The 7,020-nt window shown below is 58.1% G+C and carries 5 protein-coding genes and 1 pseudogene; 2 read left to right on the top strand and 4 right to left on the bottom strand.

From position 1 onward, the window contains the following. Window positions 1–353: 353 nt before the first annotated feature. Window positions 354–1,376: a porin OmpA gene (locus tag PG888_RS16405; RefSeq protein ID WP_042656135.1), complete on the bottom strand. Its 1,023-nt coding sequence runs from the start codon at window positions 1,374–1,376 to the stop codon at window positions 354–356. 308 nt (window positions 1,377–1,684) lie between these two features. Then, on the bottom strand, window positions 1,685–2,281 hold the full coding sequence (locus PG888_RS16400; protein WP_201932532.1) for a hypothetical protein: 597 nt from the start codon (window positions 2,279–2,281) through the stop codon (window positions 1,685–1,687). A gap of 257 nt (window positions 2,282–2,538) precedes the next feature. Here PG888_RS16400 and PG888_RS16395 point away from each other — a divergent pair, with 257 nt between their 5' ends. Both PG888_RS16395 and PG888_RS16390 read left to right on the top strand, forming a co-directional pair. Further along, window positions 2,539–2,805, top strand: coding sequence for a helix-turn-helix domain-containing protein (locus PG888_RS16395; RefSeq protein WP_040094449.1), 267 nt, complete (start codon window positions 2,539–2,541; stop codon window positions 2,803–2,805). Window positions 2,806–3,005: 200 nt separating this feature from the next. Further along, entirely contained in the window at window positions 3,006–4,367 is a 1,362-nt protein-coding gene (locus PG888_RS16390) for a sodium-dependent transporter (protein ID WP_201932530.1), read from the top strand. 72 nt (window positions 4,368–4,439) lie between these two features. Here PG888_RS16390 and PG888_RS16385 read toward each other — a convergent pair whose 3' ends face one another. Together PG888_RS16385 and PG888_RS16380 are read right to left on the bottom strand one after the other, a co-directional pair. Further along, complete coding sequence (locus PG888_RS16385) at window positions 4,440–5,309, bottom strand: patatin-like phospholipase family protein (protein WP_182939131.1); 870 nt, start codon at window positions 5,307–5,309, stop codon at window positions 4,440–4,442. A gap of 46 nt (window positions 5,310–5,355) precedes the next feature. Beyond that, window positions 5,356–6,897: pseudogene (locus PG888_RS16380) on the bottom strand (sensor domain-containing diguanylate cyclase). Between the last annotated feature and the right edge of the window lie 123 nt (window positions 6,898–7,020).

Raw genomic sequence — 7,020 nt, 5'->3', positions numbered from 1 at the left:
AGAGCCGGCTGGAATGACGACTATCGGGCTCAGTTATTCTTTGGTTAAAATATCAACAAAGTGTGCTCCCGCCCTGGGGCAATGCACTTGTTTTTATTGCTGCGAAAAATCGCCAGCAAAGTGGATAGCGAAGGCTTGGGACTCTCATGATGCAGTGGCGTCATGGACAACAGACCGGACAAGAAGCGCTTTTTAGTGCTTATCCAATACCTTACAGGCGCAACTACTTTATGCTTTCGGGGCGGGGCAGGCAAGCGCAGGGAGGGGGAACTGAGGGATGCAAGCGAGAATGAAACAAACAAAAAGGGATGCCGCAGCATCCCTTTTTTTCGCACTATCTGAACGAGGTCAGATTATTGCTGAACTTCTTGTACGCCAGATACGCGAACTTCTACGCGACGATCCGGAGCCAGGCAGGAGATCAGTTGAGCTTTAGCGGTTACGCCGTTGCACTTGGTGCCGGTAACCGGGTTGGCTTCGCCACGACCTTCGATGGCAACTTTGCTGGCAGCCATACCTTTGCTCACCAGGAAGTTGGCAACGGTACGGGCACGGGCTTCAGACAGCTTCTGGTTGTAAGCGTCGGAACCGATACGGTCGGTGTAACCAACAACAACAGCGTTGCCATCTTTCGGCTGGAATTCAACGATTTGCTGATACAGACCGTTCAGGGCTGCAACGCCTTCCGGCTTCAGGGTGTCTTTGCCGAAGGCAAACAGCACGTCTGAGTTCAGGGCGAAGTTCTTCTCTACCACTTGCGGAGCAGGAGCCGGAGCTTCTTCAACAACCGGAGCAGCTACCGGAGCTACGTAGGAAGTACGGAACGGGTGGTATACCGCTTCCAGAGTAGCAACGCTCTGGTTGGACTTGTAACGGTCACCGTTGTCGGCGTGCAGGTCAGCCACGTCCCACATGTAGCGGTAGCGAGCTTGCAGATCCAGCGCGTCACTTACTTTGTAAGTCACACCGGCACCGGCCAGCGGGGAAACTTTAGTGTCGCTTACACCCAGACCGTCGGTGTGAGCCCAGTAGGCGCCGCCTTCAGCGAACAGGGAGAAGTCGTTGCCAACCGGCAGACGAGCGATACCGGACAGGGTGGCACCCTGGTTTTCGTAACGGTTGCCGTCGGTGTTACCACGACCGGCATACTGGTAACCGAATTCGGTACCGAAGTTTTCGGTGAAGTTGTAACCAACGAAGGCGTTGGCTGCAGCTGCATCTTCTTGACCTACGTTGGTGCTTTCGATCTTGTTCAGACCGTTGAAGTGAGCAGCACCGACACCGGCACCGAAGTAGATGTCGTCAGCGGCGTGAGCAGCGGTAGCACCCAGAGCAGCCATGGCGATGGCGATCATGGAAGGAGCCATTTTCATCATAAAAAAATCCTCGTTGAGATCGCACGTTATTTACGTGCTTCACACTTTGTAATTTATGTAAGCTGCAGGCTCCGCCGTACGGCTGGCGTCGAGTCTGGCAGATGACCCGGCAGAACCGGGTTGCACACTCTCCTGGTGTGTCGAGTGCGCTGGCATGGCACGCAATGCGTGAGAAACCACTGCCAGGCAACTGATGTCATTCCGATGACGAGGCTCACTCTATGCCGATTTTAAAACATGATCAAGCTCACAAATGAGCCTTATGGCAAATTGTGTCGTGTCGTTAAATGGCTGTTTATCCAGATTAATTAGTGATCCAGATAGGCCCTGTGCAGTTTCTTTTCAAGTTTCATATAGGCCTGAACCCAGTCGGAATGCGGGTCGGCAGGATGTGCTCTGGCGGCAAAGACCGCGAGGTAATCTGCCTCGGTTGCATGCTCCAACAGGGGGGTAAATGTCATCAAGAAATGTCGGGCCAGATAGGGGTCAAGTGGCCAGATATTGAGGATGGCCCGCGCCACAGGCTGAACCGCAGCTGAACAGATGAAATGGCGGTGTCCGGCGTCCAGCCAGTCAGCCATCTTGCACAAGCCGGATTCGGGTACCAGACCGCCATCGCCCGGTGTCGTGGCCAGGGTAATGTTCTGCCCATTTACCGTGATGAGCTGTTCATTGTTATGCAGGGTGCCGTCGTGGCTGCGCAGGGCCAGGCCCGCGGCTTCCTGTTCAAGAAACAGGCTGCAGCTCTCCGGCAGGGCGGCCAGGATCTCGCTGGCATGGCTGTGCATCGATGCCGGAAGCCAGAATGCTTCGGCGCGATATTGTTCACCTTGCAGGCGCTGTTGTGCCAGTTCTGCAGGGCTGGAAACGGGGTGCAGGCGAGAGATAATGCCGGGAAACGCCATACTTATTCCTCTTATTGGGTAGCGGGCGAATTATACGAGTTATTCTGGCGGCAACAATAAAGGTTTCTTTTCGAGACTGTTTACCTGAGACGGCTGAGCGATTACCATCCCCGATGAAAGTAAGGGTTGTCGCCGAAAGGCGCTCATAAAGATAGAGGCTCGACCATAACGAGTCCGTACAAAACTGATACACTTGACTACGAGTCGTCGCGAAAAATAAAGGCGGAGTAAATCCGCCGAACGGAGTATGGAACATTATGAATTCAAATATCGTCACTGTTGGCAAGAAGATCCGTCAGATCCGTGAAGCGGTCGGTTTGAGCCGTCCGAAGTTTGCAGATTTGCTCGGTGTTCCTCCCACCACACTGAAAAACTACGAGCTGGGTTACCGTGAAGTCGGGGGCGCCTTCCTGGTTGCCCTGGCGCACCACCCGGATCTGCACAAGTTCACCCTCTGGCTGCTGGCAGACAAAAAAGTCGCCGAAATCGGTCAGATTGGACCGGATGATCTCGCCAAGGTGTGATCATCGATGTGAATAGAAATGCCGCCTTCGGGCGGTATTTTTTTGCCTGCAAATCAGAGCCCTGGTTGCCGCTTTTTTCTTATCTGTGCTCTATATAGGGCTTTTGCTCAAAACATCTTGGCAAACCACCATAAACCTCAGAAAATTCCGACCCTCAAAATCCGGTTCATCTCGCATGATGCGAAATAAGTGAGACAAGCATGAGTCAAACCTCCCCCAAGGCCCGCGACGGCTTTACCAGTAAGTTCGGCGTCCTTGCCGCCACCCTTGGTTCAGCCGTCGGCCTCGGCAATATCTGGAAATTCCCCTACCTGACCGGTGAAAACGGTGGTGCCGGCTTTCTGCTGGTCTATGTGATCGCCACCCTGCTGGTCGGTTTGCCGGTGATGATTTCCGAGATCATGCTGGGCCGCAAAAGCAAAACCGATGCGGTCACCACCCTGAGCAATCTCGCTCCGAAAGGGCAACCCTGGTGGCTGATTGCGGTGATGGGGGTGCTGGCGGCCTTCCTGATCATGTCCTTTTACTCGGAAGTGGCGGCCTGGGTGTTTGCCTACATCTTCAAGGCGATCGACGGCTCCATTCTCTCCACCGATCCCGAGGTGACCGGTGCGGCATTTGGCGCGCTGATCAGCAACCCGCTACAGAGCCTGCTGTGGCAGTGGCTGGTGCTGGCCCTGATGGGCGGCATCCTGCTGATGGGGGTCTCCAAGGGGATCGAAGCGGTCACCAAGAAGCTGATGCCGGTGCTCTTTATCCTGTTGCTGGTGATCGGTATCCGCAGTCTGACGTTGCCTGGCGCGAGCGAAGGTCTCTCCTTCCTCTTCTCGCCAGATTTCTCCAAGATCACCGGGGCCGTGGTGCTCACCGCCATGGGGCTGGCCTTCTTCAAACTCTCCATCGGCATGGGCTGCATGATGACCTACGGCAGCTACTTCCGTGATGACCAGAACATTCCGCTCACCGCATTCCGGGTGATGTGCGCCGACCTGTTCGTCTCCATGCTGGCCGGTATCGCCATCTTCCCGGCGGTGTTTGCTTTCGGGTTCGAGCCGACCGCCGGCCCGTCGCTGCTGTTCATCACCATTCCGGCAGTGTTTGCCAGCATCCCGTTTGGCCATGTTTTCATGGTGCTCTTCTTCGTGCTGTCGGCTATCGCGGCCACCGGCGCCATGCTCTCCATTCTGGAAGTGCCGGTCTCGGTGCTCTCCGAGCGCTTCAAGATGAGCCGCCCCAAGGCGACCCTGATCAACCTGCTGGTGCTGGGTGCGGTGGGTTCCACCTGTGCGCTCTCCAACAGCGCCATGGCGGATGTGCAGATTGCGGGCAAGACCTTCTTCGATCTGTTCGACTACCTCTCCTCCAACATCCTGATGCCGCTCGGCGGTATCTTCCTCTGCCTGTTTGTGGGCTGGGTATGGGGCGAGGAGAAGATGCGCGATGCCCTGACCAATGGCGGTGAGCTGGTTCTGCCCATTCTCAAGCCACTGTTCTTCATCATCCGCTATGTCTCACCGCTGCTGATCCTGATCGTGATGCTCAAGGGGCTGGGGCTGTTCTAAGCCGAGGGTTTTGCCATAGCAAAAGAGCGCCGCAAGGCGCTCTTTTTGTTGATGTTGGCAACGAGGGCGGAGTTACAACAAGCCAAGACGAGACAGTTCATCCTTGAGTTGGTCGAGGTTGCGCTCGACGCAGGCTTCCCCCTCGTTGATGGCGTCGCTGGCGCGATGAAAATCCATGATAGAGAAGCTGCCAAGGCGCGGGCAGAGCTGGATCTCCGGCGGGTCACCGGCCATCCGGGCGCGGGTAATGCGCTCCTGCATGATGTTGATGGAGCCACTCATCACGCTCCACAGACCCGGGGTGGCTGGCGCGGATTCACCGCGATTGAGCCACTGACTGAGCAGGCCCATGCTGCCAGGTTGATCCGGCTCGTCGGTCCAGGGCTGGTGCATGTCGGTGTTGAGGTTGACGGCGATCACCACCTCGGCCCCCATGGCGCGGGCCAGCGAGATGGGTACCGGATTGACCACGGCGCCATCGACCAGCCAGCGGTCGTTGACCCGGGTCGGCGTGAGGATCCCTGGCATGCCACAGGAGGCGCGTACCGACTGGCGCAGCGGCCCCTGTTGCAGCCAGATTTCGCGGCCGGTATCGAGTTCGGTGGCGACACAGGCGAAGGGGATGGGCAGGCTCTCCAGCTCAGGATTGCCCAGGTGGTTGGCGGCGAGGCCAAACACCTTCTCGCCACGAAACAGACCGCCAGAGAGGGCCGGGTCGAGCAGGCTGACCACCTGCAGACGGGTAAAGCCGCGCACCCATGACTCCAGCCGGTCCAGCTCACCGGCGGCATAGGCGGCGCCAACAAAGCTGCCGATGGAGCAGCCTGCGATGAGGTCGGGCTTGATGCCCAGTCGTTCAAGGGCGCGGATGACGCCGATATGGGCCCATCCTCTGGCGGCACCGCTCCCGAGAGCGAGCCCTACACGGGGTTTACGTGGCACGACGTTCCTCCAAAAAGGGGTTGGAGCGACCAGCTTACTCCGCAAGTCAGGATGCGTCACCCTGCCATCTTTCGCTGCGGTTGCGCCCGTTGGCTTTGGCCTGATAGAGCGCCACATCGGCACGGCGCACCGCTTCATGGAGCGGGATACCCGCCTCGTAGGGGTGATAGCCGAGGCTGATGGTGACCACCAGATCGGGCTCGATGGCGGCCCAGTGATGATCGGCTACGGCGAGTCGGATTTGCTCTGCCAGCTCGCCGAGGCGGGAGGCATCACTGTGGCCTATCAGCAGCAGAAACTCCTCGCCACCCCAGCGGATCAATTTGTCCGACGGGCCGAGCTGCTGCTGGCAGAGCTGCACCAGCCGGATCAGCACCATATCGCCAACGGCATGGCCGAAGGTGTCGTTGACCCGTTTGAAATGATCCGCATCGAACATCAGGATCCCGGCCTGCAGTCGCGCCAGCTCGCCCCCCTGCTCCAGGCGCTCCAGATAGTGGCGATTGAAGGCGCCGGTGAGGGCATCGTGACAGGAGAGGTAGTTGAGCCGCTGATTGAGACGGTGGGACCTCAGGTTGGAGAGTACCGCCAGCAGCATAAAGAGGATGGCGAGCAGGGTCGGGGCGGACTGGCAGAGCATGGCCCACACCAGTGGCAGCAGGGTGACGCTGTGCACCAGTCACAAGGGGGTATCGTGGATTGCCATGGTCAGCTGCCATGCCCCTTGTCGCCATTGATATTCGCCGGTTGGCTCGGGATTTTGCGGCAGCACGGGCTGCTGTGCACTGCTGGCCAGCACCTGATGGTACTGATTGAGCAGCAGATACTCCCCCAGTGCCGGGGTCAGTTTGTCGAGTTGTTGCTGCAGGCGGGCGAGCAGCACATCCATGCTGATCATCCCCACCAGTGTGCCGTCCTTATAGAGGGGTTGGGACATGGTGACCATGGGGCCGAGCCCGATAAAGTCATCGTAAGGGCGCGAGAGGACTGTCTTCTTGTCCGGGTTGGTGGCCGCCAGCGCATCTTGCCAGAAGCTCTTCCGGTAGATGGAGGGGTAGAAGCGAAACCGGCTGGAGGGTTGCCAGGGGTAGAGGTAGATAAAGTTGTCGATGCCGGTGAAGTAGACCCAGGCGATCTCGTTGCCAAGGCGCTGGCTGGCGGTGGCTAGCAAGGGGGAGAGGCTCAGGGCCAGATGAATGCGCGCCTCCCGCTCGCTGCCCGCTGGTGGCAACGGGCCCGCGCCGGTAAGGTTGCCCGCTAGTCCTGCAGGCAGGTTGGCGGGCAGTTGGTCGAGGGCCAGCCCCAGCTCCGGCAACTGCTGAATATGGCGGTAGAGCTGGCGGGTTAGCACCGATTGGGGGTCGCTGCGCAGCCGCTCCTCGGCCTGACCGCGCATCGCCTCCAGAAAGACCTCAATCTGCTTGAACTGATCCCGCAGGTAGATGGCGCTGTTGAGGGTATCGCTCTGGTAGAGGCGTTCTATCTGTTTCAGGCTTTGCCGCAGGGTCAGGCCAACCAGCAGGATGACCAGAGCAAACAGCAGCCAGGTCAGGCGGGTGAGAAAAGGGGTGGCTGACACATTGGGCATAGGCAACGATCGGGCATGGAAAAGAGAGTGTCGTGAGTGTAAGCGAAGAGGGTGGGAAAAGAATCGAACCATGCCCAATGGAGTGATCTTGCCCCCTTCCTGTTACGTTTTGTCACATTTATA

The organism is Aeromonas sp. QDB23 (assembly GCF_027707745.1).
GTDB lineage: Bacteria > Pseudomonadota > Gammaproteobacteria > Enterobacterales > Aeromonadaceae > Aeromonas > Aeromonas allosaccharophila.
This window is presented reverse-complemented; position numbering and strand designations above follow the sequence as displayed.